The sequence below is a fragment of the Brevundimonas subvibrioides ATCC 15264 genome (assembly GCF_000144605.1).
GTDB classification, from domain to species: Bacteria; Pseudomonadota; Alphaproteobacteria; order Caulobacterales; family Caulobacteraceae; genus Brevundimonas; species Brevundimonas subvibrioides.
Genome location: NC_014375.1, coordinates 1,756,110 through 1,775,210 on the forward strand (window position 1 = coordinate 1,756,110; position 19,101 = coordinate 1,775,210).

Here is a 19,101-nt window from a genome sequence, read left to right on the forward strand (position 1 = left end):
CTCGCAGCAAGCGCGACGTGCCGCGGCTTGGGATGCCCGGGCCGGGGGGCTAGAACTTGAAGCTGGCCCGCAGGAGCAGGCTGTAGCGGATGTAGTCTTCGATCTTCTCGGCGTCGGCTGTGATCGACAGCTTGCCCAGGTCGTTGCCCACGCTGAGGCTGAAGCCCGCGATGGGGCCGCCACCTTCGATCGAGTCGGGCGTAAGCTTGAACGCCGAACCGCTCGAGACGAAGCGGGCCATGGTCTCGCCGGGATCGACCGAGATGTTCTGGCGCCAGCCCAGGCGAAGCTCCGGACGGATCCAGCCATCCTGGCCAAAGCCGTAGCCGATGTTCACCGCGGCCACGGTCGAGAACATGTGGCCGTCACGGCTTTCGATATCGAGGTTGAAGCTGTCGTTCGGACCCTCTTCGAGGTGTCCGTCCTCGCTGAGGCTGAAATACTCGGCGTAGACTTCAGGCCGCACGCTCAGCCGGCCGAACTTGCGCTCGTACGAGGCCCCGCCGGCGAGTGCCAGGGTGAAGCCGTTCCAGCTGGAGGTGTTCTGGATATTGACCGTGCTGGTCACGATCTGGCGCGTCGAATCGAAGGTGGCATAGCCGCCCGCCGCCCGCGCCCACGTCGTCCAGGCCTGACCCTGGGCCCGCCAGTACAGGCCGAGTTCGACCAGGTTCGCCGTCAGGACCTCTTCGGCCTCGGCCTCCGGGTCCTGAATGTCGGACGAGGTGAAGGCCAGCGATACGCCCAGGGCGCCGAGCGACGAGCCGCGCTCGATCCCGCCCGCCACGCCGAAGCCTTCGGACCGGAACCCGTAGGTGTCCGTCTTGTCCTTGTCGGCGTAGAAGTTGATTTCCTGCAGCCAGGCGCTGGTTTCACCTGGCGCGACCGTGGCGTTGCGCCCGGTCAGGGCGCGGGTGACGGCATCGACACCGGACGCCAGCGACAGCAGCGGCCCGCCCGAATGGTCCGGCAGGACCTGTTCGTACAGCTCGATGAAGCCTTCGCGCGTGCCCTGGGCGACGAAGGCGTCCAGCAGGGCACCCCCGCCCGTCAGGCCGGCATAGAAGGCATCGAAGGCCTGGGCTTCGGATGAAATCAGGCCCGCTTCGGCGGCGGTCCGACGACGGGCATCGATATAGACGTCGCCGGCGGCGACGTCCGTCCCGGCCGACACCACGAACAGATAGGGCGAGTTGGCCTGGACCGCCGTCTGGTCGATCGTCCCGGCCACCAGGGTGTTGGCGTCGATGATCGTGTAGCGCTGGGCGGACGTGATCAGCGAGTTGAACCGGATGCCGAGGCCTGCGCCGTCAGCCAGGGTCGCCGTGCCGTTGACCCTGAAGCCGGAGTTGGTGCCGGCGGTCGGATCGAGCGTGACGATCAGATCGCCCGTTGCGCCGATATTCAGGCTGGTGACGTTGGTGCTGGTGACCTGACGGGCGTCCAGCGTGCCGTTGGCGATGTTGACCGCCAGCAGGCCATCGGCGTCCGACACCGCGCCCTGCACGCGGGCGCCACCCGTGATGGACAGCTGGTCGGCCCCGGCCCCGAAGGACACGTCGCCGACCACGGTGCCGTTTTCCACCGCCAGGACGTCGGCGCCCGACCCGAAGCGGATGTTGCCGATCGTCAGGGGTTCTCTGGAGTTCGTCACGCCATCGCCGTCCGAGTCGGGATCGGCGGCCGAGGGCGTGCCTGTGACGCCGAACTGACGATAGGTCACGCCCGTGGTGTTGGCGGAGACGTCGATCGCCGTCGTGATGCCCGTGGTCTGCCCGGTCGTGTCGCTGGCCGAGAGAAGGGCCTGAATGCTGCCGGAGTTGGTGATGGACGTCAGCGTTCCGGAGGCGTCACGGACGGCGGTCGTCGATGCCAGTCCGCCGCTCGCGGAGGCGAGCAGCGAGCCGCTGTTGGTGAGCGCCGGCAGACTGGCGCCGGCCGCGATATCGACGGCCACGACGGTCTGCGCGGCCTTGGTCGCCAGCGACCCGGCGGTCAGGGAGTTGGTGTTTTCGAACAGGGGCGTGGAGACGCCGCTGTTGATGCGGAAGCCGGTGGCGCCCGCTTCGGTCCCGACCGCGACGACCGGGCCATCGTTGCGGATGCCACCGGCGATCGTGACCGCCTGGCCTGCGCCGATCTCGACCGCTGTGGCGGCGATGCCGTCATAGACGCCATTGGCATTGATCGACCCGCGATTGATCAGGCCGAATGCATTCGTGCCTGTTCCGGCGACGCCCAGGGTGATCGCCCGCGTGGCCGAACCGACCGTCAGCGCCGGCGCACTGCCAAAGGCGTTGAGTTCGGAGTTGCCTTCGTTGGCGTCGGGGATGCCGTCGGCGTCCTCGTCCAGGTTGGCCGTGTCAGCGTCGGCCGGACGCGTGTCCAGGACCACGCCGCCGGCCACATTGCCGGCCACGACGATCGTCGACCCGCTCTGCAGCAGATCGTCCGCTTCCAGTCTTTCGATCTGGGCGGCCGTCGGCCGCGAGGAATAGCGATACCCGGTCGTCGAGATCTGTCCCTGCAGCGTCAGCCGTCCGCTCACGTCGCCCTGGACGTTGACGGCGTTGGCCCCCAGGCCCTGCGCCGTGACGGTGCCGCCGATATTGACCGCGCCCGTGACGTTGCCGTTGATCCCGACCGTCGCCGCATTCGTGCCGACCGCGCGCATGTTGCCGAAGCTGGTCACATTGCCGGTCAGGTTCCGCTCGACCGAGATCGCGCGGGCATTGGCCCCCTCGACCAGGATGTTGCCCGTGCTTTCGATCAGCACATTGCCGGTCAGCGCCGTCGTACCCGTCAGGCGAACGCCGTAGCGGTTGGCTCCATTGGCCAGCGGGCCATCCAGATCCCCGTCGCTGTCGGTGTCGGGATAGGGGTCGATATCGTCGGTGACCGAGATCGTGCCGCCCACGGTCACATTGGCGGTATCGGCACCGGGGCCGACCAGAATCGCCGTCGTGCCGTCGGCGCTGCCGGGCAGGGTGATGTTCGAACCGCTGTCCTGGTCGAAATTATTGTTCGAATCGACCGTCACGGCCACGCCGTTGACGACGGTGATCAGGCCACCGCTGGCGATCCGGATGTCATCGCGCGCCGTGCCGGTCGCGTTGGACGTCTGGATCGGTGTCGTGCGCGTCGTCGAAATGACAACCTCGGCACGCACCGCGGTAACCGCCATCAGAGGGGCAAGCGCCACCGCGGTCGCAAGCAGTCTACGCATTCGCAAAGTTCACCCCAGAAGGACACGCCGGCAGGCGCGGGGCCTTCTAACAGGAGGGCCGCCACCTGTCTCAAGTTTCGCGAATTTGAGGCGATTGCAAGGCTAAACCACCCCTGCGCCCGATGTAGCGCGGGTTTCCGGCCGGGTGGTGCTGCGGCGATCCAATGGCTCCGCGGGAGGGGTGGCGATGGCTCTTGAGCTTGACCGTCGCCGGGCGTAGGGGCGGATCATGGCCACGCGCAAATCGTCCGCACGCATCCAAAAGTCAGGAACGCGCGTTGCTGGCCGATCAACGGGAAACCAACCCATGAGTCTGACCGATCTGGACGTGCAGGAGGGCGAGCTTCGGCTCATTCCGGGCCTGGACGAGGAAGTCGCGGAGACCCTCAGGGTTCTGAAGGCGTCGACCGCCGATCCCAGGCCCCGCATGGTCGACACCACCATGCTGTATGCGCCGCGCTCCGGCGGGGTGAAGCGCTACCTGCTGTCCAAGAAGGCCTGGATCGAAGCCAACCGGCCCGGCATCGCCCATTCGCTGGTCGTGCCCGGTGCGCGTCACGAGGCGGGACCGGACGGCATCATCAAGCTGCACGCGACCAAGCTGCCCTTCGGTGACGGCTATCGCTGGCCCAGTTCGGTGAAGCGGTGGGGAGCCTGGGTGGCTTCCATGAAGCCGTCGCTGATCGAGGCGGGCGACCCCTATACCCCGGGGCAGGGCGCGCTCGAGGCCGGCCAGCGGGCCGGTTGTCCGGTCGTGGGGTTCTGCCATTCGGACCCGGCAGGCCTGGCCGCGCTGCATTTCGGCGAGTGGGCCAAGAAACCGGTCGAGAAACGCTGGGCCCGTCTGTTCGGCCAGTTCGACCGGGTGATCTCGCCCAGCCGCTTCATCGCGCGACGGCTCGAGGAGGCCGGGGTGCGTGACATCGTCATTCGGCCACTCGGGGTCGAGATCGATACCTTCCGGCCCGACCGGCGCGACCGCGACTGGCTGCTGAAGCGTCTGGGCCTGCCCAGGGACGCGCGTCTGCTCTGTTTTGCCGGCCGCCCGGCCCGCGAGAAGAACATCGATGTCCTGATCGAGGCGGTCCAGAAGCTGGGAGCCCCCTATCATCTCGTGCTGGTGGGGGCGGGGGCCGGGATGCCGGCCGAGGACCGCGTCATCGCCCTGCCTTACGAACGCGATCCCCGCGCCGTGGCCCGCATCATCGCGTCGTGCGACGCGTTCGTGCACGCCAACGACAAGGAGCCGTTCGGCCTGATCGTGCTGGAGGCCATGGCCTGCGGGCGTCCGGTCGTGGGCGTCAATGCCGGCGGGGTGGCCGAAACGGTGACGGATCAGGTCGGCCAGCTGGCCCGCAGCGCCGACCCCGACGACTATGCCCAGGCCGTCACGGCCCTGTTCGAACGCGACATCGAGGCCATCGGCGCGGCCGCGCGGGTCCACACCGTCGAGAAGTTCGCCTGGAACCGCGTGTTCGAGGACCTGTGCATGACCTATGGCGAGGTCAGCGGGAAACCCGAGTTCGTGACGCCTGCCGAGACGCTGCCGGTCCACTAGCCCGGACAGGGCGCGCGCCCGTCAGACCAGCGCAGATCGCGTGGCATTGAGGTCGGCCGAGGCGCGTTCGAGCACGGCGGCCGCACTCTCGCCCGGCATCAGCTCGGCGGCCCCGATATGGAAATCGGCCACGAAGGGCGACCGGTCAGGGCCGGCGTCGAACGCCGTGCAGCCGATCACCGCCGCGATCCGCTCGGCGGCCAGTCGCGCCGCCGCGGCCGGAGTGGCGGGCAGGGCGAGGGCGAAGACCTCCGGTGCCAGACGCGCGGCCGTGTCCTCGACGCGCACCAGCCGGGACACCATGGCCCCGATCTGGGGCATGGCCCGGTCCAGCCAGCCCCCGGCGCGGGCGCGGGTGATCGCGTCGTTGTCGCCGAGCCGCAGCACGCACACCGACAGCGGTCGCCGGCGGGCCGTGGCCGCCTCCGCCACGCGGCCCAGATGGCTGGCGAACAGGGTGCGGGTGAACAGGCCGGTGGACGGGTCCATGATCCCGGCACCCCGCGCCCCTTCCAGGGCCTTGCGGATGGCCAGGTGGCGGCGGTGCGTGCGGGCCAGGGACAGGACCCGCGCGGCGGTGTCCGGCTCGGGCGTGTCGGCGGCCGCCACGTCGGAAAAGCCCCGGTGGAACAGCTCGCTCAGATTGATCTCGCCCTCGCTGCGCAGATAGAGCGCCAGCGGGATGTGATAGAGCCGGGTGTTGCGCTTCATCCCCGAGGCGATCGACAGGGCAGGGGCGTGGTCCGGTGCGCCCCACAGCACCGCCGCGTCGAAGGCGGTCTCATGCAGGTAGTCGAAGGCCGTATAGGGCGTCGGGGCCGCGATCACTTCCGCCCCTGCAGCCGTCAGGGTGTTGGACAGGGCCAGGAACCGGTGGTCGGGGGCCCCCGCGATCAGGATTTTCAGCGGAGCTGGGTCGGGCGCGCCGGGGTCCAGGGTCGCGCCGTGCAGGGCGAACGTCGCCTGGCGCAGGCGGAACTCTTCCTCGGCGATGGCGGCGCGCACCAGCTGCTCGATGCGAAGCGCTGCCTGGGCGGGATGGGGTGCCTGCAGGGCCACCATGTCGAAGTCCCCGCCTTCCTCGAGCCCGGTGCCGATTCCAACGATGGGTAGCCGGCGGGCACCGGCCGCGCGGCGCAGGGCCTGGGGCAGGGCGGCGATCTCGGGATGGTCGCCATCCAGAATGGCGACCTCGAGCGTGAAGTCGGTCAGGGCGGCCACGGCACCGGCCCCGCTGCGCGCCGTCATGGTTCGCCAGCCCAGCGAATCCAGTCCCCGGCACAGCAACCCGATCCGTTCATCGGTCGCGGCGACGACCAGCACGCGCGGCTCCTGACCCAAGGCGACGTCTCCCCCATCCGTGCGCCCTGCGCCCACGGGCCTTTTCGATGGCGCGCGGACCATACCGATGCGGTCCGGGTCGGCGCAACGCCGGTGACACCCGTACGGAGCGAAAAACACGGGACGGTGGACGCTTCCCACGGGGTTGTTTTACGATAGGGTCACAAACCTGAAGGCTGCGGCGGGAACCGGCTTGAGCGGATATCGGACGGACATCGCGTCCCCAGGCTTCTGGGGCAGGCTTTCGGTGCGGGCGTTTACCCGCAGCTGGGGCCGGGACGTCATGCTCTACACAGGCGGGGTGTCGTTCTTCGCCCTGCTGGCGGTGTTTCCCGCCATCGCCATCCTGATCGGCTTCTACAAGGCCGTGCTGTCGATCGCGCAGGTCGGCGAGCAGGCGGCCGCCCTGGCCGACGTCATGCCCCATGCCGCGCGCGCCATCTTCCGCGCCGAGATCGAGCGGTTGTCCAACGCCTCGGCGCGCACCGTCTCGACCCAGAGCGCCTTCGCCCTGATCGTCGGTGCCTATGCGGCGCACCGGGGGTTCAAGGCCCTGCTGGCGGGACTGAACCTGATCCATGACGAGACGGAGCCGCACGGCTTCTTCAAGTTCAACCTGCTGGCCTTCTTCGTCGCTCTCTTCGCCTTCGCCCTGTTCACCGTCGTGTCCGGGGCGGTGGTGACCTCGCGACTGCTCGATCATGCAGGACCCGCCGCCGCGAGCAGCGGGTTCATGCCGCTGGACGGTCTGTGGCCGGCGCTGGGCCTCGGGCTCGGCCTGACCCTTCTGTATCGCTACGCCATGTCCCATCGCGATCCGGTGGCCTGGGGACCGTCGATCACCGGAGGCGTGGTGGCCACCCTCATGTCGATGGTGTCGTCCTGGCTCTGCGCCATCTATGTCGAGCAGATCGCCCAGCTGGGCGCGACCTACGGCTCGGTCGGCGCCGTCGTCGTCCTGCTGATCTGGCTGTCCTGGAACGTCAACGCCATCTTCTATGGCGGGGCCTTCGCCACGGAGATGGAGATCGCCTCGCGCGCCCGCGGCGCGCCCGACATCGAACCGGAGGCGTCCGGGTCCGTCGTCAACCTGTCGGAGCGGCGCGCCTCTCGACGGTAATGGCCAGGCCGTCCGGGATCTCCTCGACCGACAGGACCCGCCCGCCCAGCTCTCCCATCAGGAACGGCACGTCGATCCGGGCCATGGGGTCTGACGCCAGAAGCCTGAAGGTGTCGATACCGGGCTGATCCTGCAGGGCCTTGCGCAGACGCAGGCTGGGGACGGGACAGCGGTGCCCCCGCGCGTCGATGACGGCCGTCATGAAGACCCTGCGGCATCGAGCAGCATCTGCAGGGCGACCCGGACGCTCGCCAGCCGCACAGTGTCGCGGCCGAGGTCGCCGAACCGGTGGACCGCATGCGCCACGCCCTGCGGGCTCGCACAGCCGAAATGCACCAGGCCGACCGGCTTGTCCGCCGATCCGCCGCCTGGCCCGGCGATGCCCGTGATGGAGACGGCCAGGTCGACGCCCGCGAGGTCGCGCGCCCCCGCTGCCATCGCCCGCGCCACGGGCTCGGACACGGCTCCGTTCCGGTCAATGAGCTCGGCCGGAACGCCCAGCATCTGCGTCTTGGCGGCATTGCTGTAGGTGACGAAGCCCCGGTCCACGACGGCCGACGATCCGGGCACGGCCGTCAGGGCCGCGGCGACCAGACCCCCGGTACAGCTTTCGGCCGTCGCGACCGTCAGGCCCCGCGCGGTGGCGGCGCCGATCACCGCGTCGGCCAGCGCCTGGATATCCTCTGGAAACATCGCCCTATCCGCAGCCGTGCCGAGTCAGTCTAGCGTGAGGCCCGTCAAGGGTTCTGTCGAGCCGAACAGACCGGAGGATCCATGTCAGAGACCGTCCTGAACGCGGATGCGCCCGGATCGGGCGGGAACACGGCCGGCGATCGGCTGACGCCGCTGCTGTTCGCCGTCGCGATCTTCACCTCGGCGTCCCTGGTGTTCGTGGTCCAGCCGATGGTGACCAAGCTGGTCCTGCCCATGCTGGGCGGGTCGCCGTCGGTGTGGAACACCTCGATGGTCTTCTTCCAGACGGCGCTGCTGGCGGGCTATGCCTATGCCCACGCCCTGCAGCGGCTGAAGAGCCTGCGCACCCAGCTGGGCGTGCACCTGGCCCTGCTGGCCCTGGCCGCCCTGTTCCTGCCGCTGAAGATCAACGGGCTGCTCGGCGACCCGGATCCCTCTGCGCCGATCGGCTGGTTGCTGGCGACCTTGGTGCTGTCCGTCGGCGCGCCGTTCGCGGTCCTGTCCGCGACCGCCCCCCTGCTGCAGGCCTGGTTCGCACGAGTCCGGGCCGGGCATGCTGACGGCCAGAATCCCTATGTCCTCTACGCCGCATCCAACCTGGGCAGCTTCCTGGCGCTGCTGGCCTATCCGGTCGTGATCGAGCCGCTGATGACCCTGTCGGGTCAGCGGGCGGCCTGGAGCGGCGGCTATGCGATCTTCATGCTGCTGGTCGTGGGGCTGGCCCTGGTGACCTGGAAGCGGGGGTCCGCGCCGGCGCTGGATGCCGCGCCGGTCGCGCGCAGCAAGCCGATCGCGGGAGCCGACAAGATCAAGCTGGTCCTGATCGCCGCCGCGCCGTCCAGCCTGATGCTGGGGGTGACCCAGCACCTGTCCACCGACGTCGCCTCGGCCCCCTTCCTGTGGATCATACCGCTGGCGCTCTACCTGCTGACGTTCGTCATCGCGTTTTCCGCCAAGCCTCTGATTCCGCTCAAGTTTACCTTCGCCTTCCAGGCCGCCATGGCCGCCGCCTGCATCGTCCTCCTGCCGTTCAGAAATGGCGACTGGGTGATGATGTTCGCCCTGCACCTGGGCACGTTCTTCATCACCGCCCTGATGTGCCATCAGGTCCTGGCCGCCCGGCGACCGGCCCCGGATCGTCTGACCGAGTTCTTCCTGCTCCTGTCCGTCGGCGGGGTCGTCGGCGGCGTCTTCAACGCCCTGATCGCGCCCGTGATCTTCAACATGGTGTGGGAGTATCCGCTGGTGCTGGTCCTGGTCGGTCTGGTCCGGCCGTGGAGCTGGGAGCCCGTGCGGCGGGTCGAGATCGCCCTGCTGCTCGGGGGCATCCTGCTGGCCATCGTGCCGCCCGTGGCGCTGGAGATCATGCGCTACAACCCGCCGTTCCGCGCCCTGTTCACGCTGGAGCAGATCGTGGCGCTGGCCCAGCTGATCTTCGGGGCGGCGGTGATCTGCGCCTTCCTTGTTCGCGAACGGTCGGTGTTCTTCACGGTGATCCTGGCCGTCGTGGCGATGGGGTCGCACCACATCGCGCGCGGCTATGTCTGGGATCTGAGCGAGCGGAGCTTCTTTGGCCTGATGCGGGTGGCCACGCCCCAGGACCCGCGACTGGGCGGCCCCGTCCATGTGCTGATGCACGGCACGACCCTGCACGGGGCCCAGCCGGTGGACCCCCGGTTCGCCTGCATGCCCACGCTGTATTACGCGCCGTCCACGCCCCTCGGGCAGGTCATGCAGGGGCTGCAGCTGCGCAACGACGGCCGGGGCGTGGCCGTCGGCGTGGTGGGGCAGGGGTCGGGAGCCATGGCGGGCTACAAGCGGGCCGAGGACACCCTGACCTTCTTCGAGATCGATCCGATGGTCGACCGGCTGTCGCGCGACCCGGAGTGGTTCACCTTCATAACCGGCTGCGCCGATGGTCCGGTGCGGACCGTGCTGGGCGATGCGCGGCTGTCGATGGCGCATGAGACGGCGGGCAGCTACGACTATCTGGTCATCGACGCCTTCTCGTCGGACGCCGTGCCGACGCACCTGCTGACGGTCGAGGCGATCGCGGGATATCTGAAACTACTGAAGCCGGACGGGGTGCTGCTGCTGCACCTGTCGAACCGGAACCTCGACATCACCCGGCCGGCCCAGGCCGCGGCCGTTTCACTGGGCGTGCCCTACCTGCACCAGATCTATGCCGAGCAGCCGTATGCGGCCGACATGGCCGAGGCCTCGACCGAGGCGATCATCCTGTCGCCGACCGAGGCGGGTCTGGCCCGGTTCCGGTCCGATCCCCGCTGGGCCGAGCTGCCGGACACCGACGTCAAACCCTGGACCGACGACTATGTGAACCTGTTCGGCTCGCTATGGCGTCACTTCAGGGGGCAGGGCTGAGCGTTCGGATCAGCGGGGCAGTTCGATCGTCGCCACGGCCTGGGCCGCCAGGCCTTCACCCCGGCCGGTGAAGCCCAGGGTCTCGGTCGTCGTCGCCTTCACGCTGACCGCGTCCAGCGGCAGGGCCAGCAGTTCGGCCAGGCGCTCGCGCATGGCCTGCCGGTACGGTTTCACCTTGGGCCGTTCGCAGATCAGGGTGACGTCGACATGGACGATCTCGCCCCCGCGCGCCTTCACCAGTTCGGCCGCATGGACGAGGAACCGGTCCGAGGCCGCGCCCTTCCACTGCGGATCCTCCGGCGGGAAGTGATCGCCGATGTCGCCCGCGCCCAGCGCGCCGAGGATCGCGTCTGTCAGGGCATGCAGGCCGGCGTCCGCGTCGGAATGACCGATCAGGGTCTGGTCGTGAGCGATCTCGACGCCGCACAGCCAGACCGACGATCCCGGACCCCAGCGGTGGACGTCGAAACCGGAGCCCACGCGGGTCTGTCGGGAGATCATAGCTTCGGCCATGGCGAAATCCTCGGGATAGGTCAGTTTCATCAGACGCGGATCGCCCGCCACGAGGCGCACGGTGCCGCCGTCGCGCTCGACCACGGCCGCGTCGTCGGTCGGTGTCTCGCCCGCCGGCCACGCGGCATAGGCGGCCAGCAGGCGGTCGGCGCGAAAGGCCTGGGGTGTCTGGGCGCGCCAGAGGCCGGCGCGGTCGACCGTCGCCTCGATCCGTTCCGCCTCGCCCCGCTTCAGCGTATCGGCGACGGGCAGGGCAGCGATGGCTCCATCGGCCTCGGCCAGGCCCGCAATCAGACGGGCGATCACGTCCGGGGACAGCAGCGGCCGCGCCGCGTCGTGCACCAGAACGATCCGATCGCCGGGGCCGGACAGGGCGCGCAGGCCCGCTTGAACCGAATCGCTTCGGTCCGCCCCGCCGCTCACCGCCGTCCAGTGCGACAGGCCGGCCAGGGCATCGGCCGCCCTGCCGTGACCGTCTGACGCCACGACCACGACCACCTGTTCGGCTCCGGCGTTCAGCAGCGCCTCGACCGACCAGCGGACCACGGGCTTGCCGCCCAGCGGTCGCCACTGCTTGTCCCCGCCGGCCCGGGAACCGGAGCCGGCCGCCACCACGATCGCTGCAAAGGTCATCAAGGCCTTCTAGGGGCCATGATGGCGGTTGACGAGAGCCTGCGCATGGGATGGTGACGGACGGATGAGCACAGGGTTCCTGATCGGCGACGTGACCATTCCCGGACGGGTGCTGATGGCCCCCATGACCGGGATCACCGACCTGCCGTTCCGGCAGCTGGCCTGTCGTCTGGGCGCGGCCTATGTCGCGACCGAGATGGTGGCCTCGGCCGAGCTAGCGCGCGGACGGCCCGACGTCATGCGCCGTGCGGCCGTCGGCGACGGACTGCCCCTGACGGTCATCCAACTGGTGGGCCGCGATCCGGCGGCGATGGCCCAGGGGGCCCGCATGGCCGAGGCGGCGGGGGCCGACATCGTCGATCTGAATTTCGGCTGCCCGGCCAAGGAGGTCACGGGCTCGGCCTCGGGTTCGGCCCTGATGCGGACGCCGGATCTGGCGGGGCGGATCATGGCGGCGGTGGTGGCGGCCACGTCGCGTCCGGTCACGGTCAAGATGCGGCTGGGCTGGGACGACGCCAGCCGCAACGCCGCCGAACTGGCGGCGCGCGCTGAAGACCTGGGCGTGAAGGCGGTGACCGTTCACGGCCGCACGCGCCAGCAGTTCTACACCGGCCATGCCGACTGGGATGCGATCGCGGCGGTCAAGACCGCGGTCGGCATCCCGGTCATCGTCAACGGCGACATCATTACCGCCGATCAGGCGCGGGAGGCCCTGCAGAAGTCGGGGGCCGACGCCCTGATGCTGGGCCGCGGCGTCTACGGCCGGCCCTGGCTCGCCGCCCATCTCGAGCGGGCGCTGCGTGACGGGACCGTGCTGACCGAGCCGGGGGCGGCCGAGCGCTTCGACATCGTCGTGGATCACATGCGGGCCTCGATCGCCTTCTACGGCCCGGGGCTGGGCCTCAAGATGTTCCGCAAGCATCTGGGCTGGTACGTCGAACAGGCCCCCTGGCCCGCCTCGGCGGACGACCGGCGGGCGGCCAAGGGCCAGATCTGTCGCCTCGATGATCCGGAGGCGGTCGTCCGGGTGCTGGCGGATCTCTGGCACGTCCCGGCCACGCAGCATTTGCGCAACGTCGCTGTTGAGTTTTCGCCACAGGTAGCCGAAGCTGCCTCGACATGAACGACACGCCGGTCCAGCCCAGTGCGACAGATGGCGAGGCATCCCTGTGGGGATGGCTGGAGGCCGGTCGGATGCGTGCGGCGTTCGGCGCGGCCTATGCACTGGCCTTCCTGATTGCCGGAGCCGCCATCTGGCTCGTTGCCGTGGCACCTGGTGCCGCCGCTGGAGATGACGCTCGCGCCACGGCCAGCCGCGCGGTCCTCTACATCCTCATCGCCAATCTGGTTCTGATCGGGGGTCTGGGGGCCATCATCGGCAGTCGCGTGCTGCGTCTGTCTCAACGTCGGGCGGACGATCCGGGCGCGCGCCTGCACCTTCGGTTCGTGACACTGTTCTCGCTGGTGGCGGTCGTGCCCGCAGTGCTGATCGCGCTGGTCTTCGGCCTGCTGGTCAATCGGGGCGTGGACCAGTGGTTCAGCCAGAACGTCCGCTCGGCCGTCGAGAACGGGGCCACGATCGGCCGGGCCTATATCGCCGATGTCGGCGGCGGGCTGGATCGCGATCTGGAGACCATGGCCAACGAACTCGGCGGAGTGCGCGACGTGTTCGACAACCGGATCCAGTTCTCGGGCGCCCTGACGCAGATTGCGGAGTTCTTCGGCTATCCCGCCGTCTACATCCTGAACGGCAACGGCGAGGTGCTGGCCCGCGGTGAACTGCCGGATGCCCCCGCCTATGTCGCTCCGCCGCGCGAGGTGTTCGAAACCGCGGCCGAGGGCAATGAAGTGCCGGTGACGGTGACCGAGCATCCCGACACGGTCCGAGCCGTCTATCCGCTGCCGGACTACGGCGACGCCTATCTGTACGTCGTCCGGCCGCTGGCCCCCGGCATCGTCGCCCAGATGCGAAACGGCGAGGAGTCGATCCAGGGCTATCGCGTCGCCGAGGAGAGCCGCGCGCGGCTGCAGGCCGCCTTTGCGCTCAGCTATCTGGAGACGGCGCTGCTGGTGCTCGTCGGCGCGGTCTGGCTCGGCATGTCGGCGGCCAGCGCGATCTCGGCCCCGATCGGCCGGCTGGTGAAGGCCGCGGACCAGGTGGCGGCGGGCGACCTGTCCGCGCGGGTCGAGGCCGACGGCGCGCCGGGCGAGATCGCCACCCTGTCGCGCGCCTTCAACCGCATGACCGGCGACCTCCAGGCCCAGCAGGCCGCGCTCAAGACCGCCAGCGACGAGGCCCAGGACCGCAGCCGCTTCATCGAGACCGTCCTGTCCGGGGTCAGCGCGGGCGTCATCGGGCTGGACCGGCGCGGCCGGATTTCCGCGATCAACGACAGCGCCCTGCAGCTGCTGTCGATCTCCGAGGTCGAGGTGCGCGGCCAGAGCCTGGCCAGCGTCGCGCCCGAGCTGGGCGAGCTGGTCCGGCGCGTCGAGGCCCATATCGAGGAAGACATCGATGTCTCGCGCGAGGGTGAGATGCGCCGGCTGCGCGTCCGGATCGAGGGCGGCGTGGGCGGCGAGATGGTGCTGACTTTCGACGACATCACCCGTCTGGTCACGGCGCAGCGGAATGCCGCCTGGCGCGACGTGGCCCGCCGCATCGCCCACGAGATCAAGAACCCCCTGACGCCGATCCAGCTGTCGGCCGAGCGGCTGAAGCGCAAATTCCGCCCCGCCATCACCGAGGATCTCGAGATCTTCGATCGCTGCACCGACACCATCATCCGTCAGGTTGGCGACATTGGCCGGATGGTGGACGAGTTCTCCTCCTTCGCCCGCATGCCGGCCCCGCGCTTCACCAACGAGAACCCCGCCGAACTGCTGCGCGAGGCGGTCTTCGCCCAGCGGGTTGCCGCGCCGGACATGGTCGTCGACCTGGTTGAGCCCCTGCCCAAGGCGAGGATGAAGGCGGACGGCCGGATGGTCGGCCAGGCCCTGGCCAATATCCTGAAGAACGCCGGAGAGGCCGTCGCCGCCCGCCGTCTCGGCACGCCCGCGGCCGAGGACGATGTCGCCATCAGCGCCCGGCTGGAGGTCGAGAACGGCATCGCCACCTTCATCATCGAGGATGCCGGCAAAGGCCTGCCCGTCCGTGACCGCGACCGCCTGACCGAGCCCTATGTCACGACCCGCGAGAAGGGCACCGGCCTCGGTCTCGCGATCGTCAAGCGCATCTGCGAGGACCACGGCGGCGACCTGAAACTGTCAGATGCCGACACCTTGGGCGGTGCCAAAATCTGTCTGATCTTTCCCCTCATTCCCACCGGCAAAGCCGACCGCGCGCCCGAGCCTCAAAGCTCGCGCACGCTGGCGGCCGAATAGCGAGGCGATATGCGTTCAAACGGTGCCGATATTCTGGTCGTCGACGACGAGGCCGACATCCGCGACCTGGTCTCCGGGCTGCTCGAGGACGAGGGTCACGCCGTGCGCGTGGCCTCCAGCTCGGAGGAGGCCCTGGCCGGCATCCGCGCCAGAAAGCCCAGCCTGATCGTGCTGGACATCTGGATGCAGGGCGGGGGCATGGACGGGCTGGAGCTGCTCGACGTGGTCAAGGCGCTCGACGCCGACCTGCCGGTGGTCATGATCTCCGGCCACGGCAACATCGAGACGGCCGTCAGCGCCCTGAAGCGCGGGGCCTATGACTTCATCGAGAAGCCCTTCAAGTCCGACCGGCTGGTCGTCGTCATCGAGCGCGCTCTGGAAGCCGCCTCGCTGAAGCGCGAGAACCGCCGCCTGCGGGCCCAGGCCATGACGCCCACGGGCCTGATCGGTCGCTCGGCGGCCGCCCAGGTGCTGCGGACCACCATCGTCAAGGTCGCCCCCGCCAACAGCCGCGTCCTGATCTCGGGTCCGCCCGGATCGGGCAAGGAGCTGGTCGCGCGCCAGATCCACGAGGCCAGCCCGCGCGCGAAGAGCGAGTTCGTCGCCATCTCCGCCGCCGGCATGACGCCCGAACGTCTCGATCTGGAGCTGTTCGGCGAGGAAGGCCACGACGGCCGTCCGCGCAAGATCGGCGTGTTCGAGCGCGCCCACAACGGCACCCTCTACCTCGACGACGTCGGCGACATGCCCCGCGAGAGCCAGAGCCGCATCCTGCGCGTACTGGTCGAGCAGCGCTTCCGGCGCGTCGGCGGCGAACAGGACGTCCAGGTCGACGTCCGCGTCGTCACCTCGACCTCGCGCGACCTCAAGAGCGAGATCACCGAGGGCCGCTTCCGCGAGGATCTGTTCCACCGGCTGAACGTGGTGCCGATCCGCGTCCCGCCGCTGTCGGAACGCCGCGAGGACATCGCCGAACTGGTGGAGTATTTCATCGAGACCCTGGCGGCCTCGCAGGGGCTGCCCCGGCGCCGGCTGGGCGACGACGCCATCGCCGTGCTCCAGGTCCACCCCTGGCCCGGCAACGTCCGCCAGCTCCGGAACAACGTCGAACGGCTGTTGATCCTGGCCACCGGCGACCTGAACGACCCGATCTCGGCCGACATGCTGCCCCAGGAGGTCGCCTCGAACGGGGCGTCGGGCATGGGCACCGAACGCACCATCGCCCTGCCGCTGCGCGAGGCCCGCGAGGTGTTCGAGCGCGAGTATCTGGCCGCCCAGATCATGCGTTTCGGCGGCAACATCTCGCGCACGGCCGCCTTCATCGGCATGGAGCGGTCGGCGCTGCACAGAAAGCTGAAGTCGCTGGGCGTCTCGCCCTCGCGCGGCGGCGAAGACGAAGACGGGAGTGTCGACTGATGTCACGGGTCGCCTATGTGAACGGGGTCTACCAGCGCCACGCCGAGGCGACGATCCACGTCGAGGATCGCGGCTTCCAGTTCGCCGACGGGGTCTATGAGGTCTGGTCGGTCTTCGGCGGCCGGATGGCCGATTTCGAGGGCCACATGACCCGGCTGCATCGCAGCCTGAACGAGCTGCGCATCGACATCCCGATGTCGGCCGAGTCCCTGACCCGGGTGCTCAAGGAAACCATCCGCCGGAACCGCGTCCGCGACGGCATCGTCTATCTGCAGGTCACGCGCGGCACGGCCCGCCGCGACCACCCGTTCCCCGCGCCTGGCACCCCGCCCAGCGTGGTGGTGACGTCCAAATCCATTCCCTTCGCCCGGTCCCAGGCCCAGGCGGCCAAGGGCGTGGCGGTGGTCACCCATCCGGACATCCGTTGGGGCCGCTGCGACATCAAGACCGTCGGCCTTCTGCCCAATGTCCTCGCCAAACAGGCCGCGCGCGACAAGGGGGCCTATGAGGCCTGGATGGTCGACGAGATGGGCCTGGTCACCGAGGGCTCCTCGACCAATGCCTGGATCGTCGACAAGGCCGGCAAGCTGCGCACCCGCGACACCCAGGCCAATATCCTCAAGGGCATCACCCGCACGGCCATCATGGCGATGATCGAGGCCGAGGGGATCGAACTGGACGAACGGCCCTTCAGTGTCGAAGAGGCCAAGGAGGCGAAGGAGGCCTTCTTCACCGCCGCCGGGGCCTTCGTCATGCCCGCCATCTCGATCGACGGCGTGAAGATCGGCGACGGCAAGCCCGGCCCCATCGCGACGAAACTGCGGGCCCGCTACCTTGAAGAGGCGAAGCGCGAGGCCATCTAGATGTTGCGATGCGGCGAACCTGCCGTCTAAGCTGAAAAGGCCGGATCCAACCGGCCCCGCGGTCCTCCTCGATCGCGGCGAAACAACAAAAGAACAGGACAAACCTGCCATGTCGCAAGACAAGCGTCAGAACCTTCAGGACACCTTCCTCAACTCGGTCCGCAAGACCAAGACCCCCCTGACCATCTTCCTCGTCAACGGCGTCAAGCTGCAGGGCATCGTGACCTGGTTCGACAACTTCTGTGTGCTGCTGCGCCGCGATGGCCAGTCGCAACTGGTCTACAAGCACGCCATCTCCACCATCATGCCGTCCGCGCCCGTGCAGCTGTACGAGCCCGAGGCCGACGAGGATTGAGGCAGGACGCGCGGACCTCCAAAGTTCGCTCTTGTCATCCCGGGCGTAGCGAAGCGAAGACCCGGGACGGTGATCCATCCTGTTGGGCCCTCCCGGAAGACGCGAAGCGGCTGTCCGGGAGCCGGTCGAGCGCGGGCAGGCCGTCCCCCGGACAATCGCTCACGCGATTTCCGGGCGTGGTGACATGGCGCGACCCACGTCCCGGCTTTTCGCTTCGCTACGGCCGGGATGACAAGCCCCGGAACTGACCACTGGCGGCAGGCGTCTAAGGGCACCATGTTGCCTTCTCCGCTTCAGCCCGTGAGACCCAGCCTGACCACCAAACTCATCGACCATTCCGTCCCCCTGATCCGGGCGGTCGTCATCCATCCCGACATGGGCGAGCGATCGTCCCGACCGGCGCAGGAACGGCTTGAAGAGGCCGCCGGCCTCGCCCGCGCGCTGGACCTCGACGTCCGGGCGGAAGAGGTCGTGCGCCTGCGCAAGACCACCCCTGCCACCCTGTTCGGCACCGGCAAGGTCGAGGAACTGGCCGCCCTGATCCGCGCCGCCGAGGCCGAGGCCGCCGTCATCGACGACGACCTGACGCCTGTCCAGCAGCGCAATCTGGAAAAGGAATGGGACTGCAAGGTCATCGACCGCACCGGCCTGATCCTCGAGATCTTCGGCCGTCGCGCCCGGACGAAAGAGGGCCGGCTGCAGGTCGAACTGGCCCGGCTGGACTATGAGAAGTCGCGCCTGGTCCGCACCTGGACCCACCTGGAGCGTCAGCGGGGCGGCACCGGCTCGACCGGCGGTCCCGGCGAGACCCAGATCGAGCTTGACCGCCGCCTGATCGCCGACCGCATCGTCAAGCTGAAGGGCGAGCTGGAAGAGGTCCGCCGCACCCGCGGCCTGCACAGGAAACAGCGCAAGAAGGCCCCGTTCCCGGCCGTCGCCCTGGTCGGCTACACCAACGCCGGCAAGTCGACCCTGTTCAACCGGCTGACGGGGTCCGAGGTCCTGGCCAAGGACCTGCTGTTCGCCACCCTGGACACCACCCAGCGCACGATCCGCCTCCCGCAGGGCCGCCCCGCCATCATCGCCGACACCGTGGGCTTCATCTCCGACCTGCCGCACGAACTGGTCGAGAGCTTCCGCGCGACCCTCGAAGAGGTGGGCGAGGCCGACCTGATCCTGCACGTCCGCGACATCGCCTCGGCCGACACGGCGGCCCAGGCCAAAGACGTCGAGGACGTCCTGAAACAGATCGAGCAGCCGGAAGGAAAGCCCCGCCGCATCCTCGAGGTCTGGAACAAGACCGACCTCTTGGACCCCGAGGCCCGCGAGGCCGTCGAGGGCCAGGCCGCCCGCTCCGGCAACACCGCCGTCGCCGTCTCCGCCTGGACCGGGCAGGGGATCGAGACCCTGCGCCAGGCCATCACCGACCTGATCGACGACGACCCGGAGACCGAGCTGATCCTCCAGCCCTCACAGGGCGAGGCCCTGGCCTGGCTGTACGAACACGGCCGGGTGACGGCGCGGGACACGGACGACCAGGGGCGGATGCTGCTGACCGTGCGGCTGGACCCTCAGGCCATGGGGCGGTTCGAGCGGCAGTTCGGCTAGCCGCGAAACAGG

At 69.1% G+C, this 19,101-nt stretch carries 14 protein-coding genes; 9 read left to right on the forward strand and 5 right to left on the reverse strand.

Going from position 1 to position 19,101, the window contains the following annotated elements; translation table 11 throughout:
• Nucleotides 1-49 precede the first annotated feature (49 nt).
• Complete coding sequence (locus BRESU_RS08785) at nucleotides 50-3,226, reverse strand: autotransporter outer membrane beta-barrel domain-containing protein (RefSeq protein ID WP_013269186.1); 3,177 nt, start codon at nucleotides 3,224-3,226, stop codon at nucleotides 50-52.
• 307 nt (nucleotides 3,227-3,533) lie between these two features.
• On the opposite strand from BRESU_RS08785, the gene BRESU_RS08790 reads away from it, so the two are divergent.
• A complete protein-coding gene (locus tag BRESU_RS08790; protein WP_013269187.1) occupies nucleotides 3,534-4,784 on the forward strand; it encodes a glycosyltransferase in 1,251 nt (416 codons plus the stop codon).
• 21 nt (nucleotides 4,785-4,805) lie between these two features.
• On the opposite strand, the gene BRESU_RS08795 is transcribed toward BRESU_RS08790, so the two are convergent.
• Nucleotides 4,806-6,125 (reverse strand): diguanylate cyclase domain-containing protein, encoded by a 1,320-nt coding sequence (locus BRESU_RS08795; RefSeq protein WP_013269188.1) that lies wholly within the window; start codon nucleotides 6,123-6,125, stop codon nucleotides 4,806-4,808.
• A 193-nt stretch (nucleotides 6,126-6,318) separates the two neighbouring features.
• Between BRESU_RS08795 and BRESU_RS08800 the strand changes: the two genes are divergently transcribed.
• Entirely contained in the window at nucleotides 6,319-7,245 is a 927-nt protein-coding gene (locus BRESU_RS08800; protein WP_013269189.1) for a YihY/virulence factor BrkB family protein, read from the forward strand.
• Here BRESU_RS08800 and BRESU_RS08805 read toward each other — a convergent pair.
• Together BRESU_RS08805 and BRESU_RS08810 are read right to left on the reverse strand one after the other, a co-directional pair.
• Nucleotides 7,211-7,447: a sulfurtransferase TusA family protein gene (locus tag BRESU_RS08805; protein ID WP_013269190.1), complete on the reverse strand. Its 237-nt coding sequence runs from the start codon at nucleotides 7,445-7,447 to the stop codon at nucleotides 7,211-7,213. The two genes, BRESU_RS08800 and BRESU_RS08805, sit on opposite strands and share 35 nt — an antisense overlap.
• A complete protein-coding gene (locus BRESU_RS08810; protein WP_013269191.1) occupies nucleotides 7,444-7,938 on the reverse strand; it encodes a CinA family protein in 495 nt (164 codons plus the stop codon). The genes BRESU_RS08805 and BRESU_RS08810 overlap by 4 nt, the downstream gene beginning before the upstream one ends.
• A gap of 81 nt (nucleotides 7,939-8,019) precedes the next feature.
• On the opposite strand from BRESU_RS08810, the gene BRESU_RS08815 reads away from it, so the two are divergent.
• Nucleotides 8,020-10,320 carry a spermidine synthase gene (locus BRESU_RS08815; protein ID WP_013269192.1) on the forward strand — a complete coding sequence of 767 codons (2,301 nt, stop codon included), beginning with the start codon at nucleotides 8,020-8,022 and terminating at the stop codon, nucleotides 10,318-10,320.
• Between the two features lie 9 nt (nucleotides 10,321-10,329).
• On the opposite strand, the gene BRESU_RS08820 is transcribed toward BRESU_RS08815, so the two are convergent.
• Nucleotides 10,330-11,466 (reverse strand): bifunctional 2-C-methyl-D-erythritol 4-phosphate cytidylyltransferase/2-C-methyl-D-erythritol 2,4-cyclodiphosphate synthase, encoded by a 1,137-nt coding sequence (locus BRESU_RS08820; protein ID WP_013269193.1) that lies wholly within the window; start codon nucleotides 11,464-11,466, stop codon nucleotides 10,330-10,332.
• Nucleotides 11,467-11,530: 64 nt separating this feature from the next.
• On the opposite strand from BRESU_RS08820, the gene dusB reads away from it, so the two are divergent.
• From dusB to hflX, 6 genes are all read left to right on the forward strand, one after another.
• A complete protein-coding gene (gene dusB / locus BRESU_RS08825; protein ID WP_013269194.1) occupies nucleotides 11,531-12,589 on the forward strand; it encodes a tRNA dihydrouridine synthase DusB in 1,059 nt (352 codons plus the stop codon).
• On the forward strand, nucleotides 12,586-14,847 hold the full coding sequence (locus BRESU_RS08830) for a sensor histidine kinase NtrY-like (protein ID WP_013269195.1): 2,262 nt from the start codon (nucleotides 12,586-12,588) through the stop codon (nucleotides 14,845-14,847). Before dusB ends, BRESU_RS08830 begins: the two co-directional genes overlap by 4 nt.
• A gap of 9 nt (nucleotides 14,848-14,856) precedes the next feature.
• On the forward strand, nucleotides 14,857-16,263 hold the full coding sequence (gene ntrX, locus BRESU_RS08835) for a nitrogen assimilation response regulator NtrX (protein WP_013269196.1): 1,407 nt from the start codon (nucleotides 14,857-14,859) through the stop codon (nucleotides 16,261-16,263).
• Nucleotides 16,263-17,126: a D-amino-acid transaminase gene (locus BRESU_RS08840; protein WP_013269197.1), complete on the forward strand. Its 864-nt coding sequence runs from the start codon at nucleotides 16,263-16,265 to the stop codon at nucleotides 17,124-17,126. Before ntrX ends, BRESU_RS08840 begins: the two co-directional genes overlap by 1 nt.
• 109 nt (nucleotides 17,127-17,235) lie before the next feature.
• Nucleotides 17,236-17,481: an RNA chaperone Hfq gene (gene hfq / locus BRESU_RS08845; RefSeq protein WP_013269198.1), complete on the forward strand. Its 246-nt coding sequence runs from the start codon at nucleotides 17,236-17,238 to the stop codon at nucleotides 17,479-17,481.
• A 276-nt stretch (nucleotides 17,482-17,757) separates the two neighbouring features.
• Entirely contained in the window at nucleotides 17,758-19,089 is a 1,332-nt protein-coding gene (hflX, locus tag BRESU_RS08850; RefSeq protein WP_013269199.1) for a GTPase HflX, read from the forward strand.
• Nucleotides 19,090-19,101 lie beyond the last annotated feature (12 nt).